The sequence below is a fragment of the Rhodococcus sp. 05-2254-6 genome, assembly GCF_002258565.1.
Taxonomy (GTDB): domain Bacteria; phylum Actinomycetota; class Actinomycetes; order Mycobacteriales; family Mycobacteriaceae; genus Rhodococcoides.
In genome coordinates this window covers 37,458-38,202 of the sequence record NZ_NOZF01000139.1, presented here as the reverse complement: position 1 = coordinate 38,202, position 745 = coordinate 37,458, and the positions used below count along the sequence as shown (strand labels likewise).

At 62.3% G+C, this 745-nt stretch carries 1 protein-coding gene; it reads left to right on the top strand.

Going from position 1 to position 745, the window contains the following annotated elements; translation table 11 throughout:
• Positions 1-100 precede the first annotated feature (100 nt).
• Complete coding sequence (locus CH256_RS17735; RefSeq protein ID WP_094641778.1) at positions 101-697, top strand: hypothetical protein; 597 nt, start codon at positions 101-103, stop codon at positions 695-697.
• Positions 698-745 lie beyond the last annotated feature (48 nt).

Sequence of the window (745 nt, the reverse complement as noted above, 5' to 3'; positions counted from 1 at the left end):
CAATTGATGTGTTCTTCACATCGCAGGGCACATCTACGAATACCATCGGCACTCGAGACGAATGCCGTCGAAAACGAATCACTACCACCAGGGGACAGAAGTGAAACTGATCAGAACAGCAACGGTAGCGGTGGCATTGACCGCTGCGGTGGCCACCGGAGCAGGCCATGCTGTGGCAGACCCGTCGTCGGACCCGGTGAATTACGAGACTTCGGTCAACCCGGACGGCACGGTCACCACCATCCTCGATGCCGGGCTGTTCCGGGTCGACGCCACGAGCGAGAACGTGTCCGTCATCGACCAGGCCGGTGCCACGCTCGCAACCGTTCCGCTGGAATACACCATCAACGGCACCGTCTACTCGATCGCACCGCTGATCGGTGCCGAGGGTCGCGAACTGACGTTGACTCCGCAGACGGTTCCCGTCGCCGAGGTCGCAGGTCCGCGGACCAAGCAGCAGGCATTCGACAACATGGTCAACCAGCTCGCAATCGGCTGGAACAACGGTGGCGGTGTCGGCACGGCGATCGGCGCAGGCCTCGGCTTCGCCATCGGCTGTGTATCGATCTTCCCGAACTTCATCTCCGGGTGCATCATCGGAACCGTCATCGGTACGGTTGCCGGCGCGGTCATCGGTACGTCCAACGGAAACCCGCAGGCTCAGCCTGCCGTGTTCGAGTACTTCACCACTCCGTAAGGCAGAACGGCCCCGAGCCGACGGAGGTCCGAACAGCGGGTGGAGCGC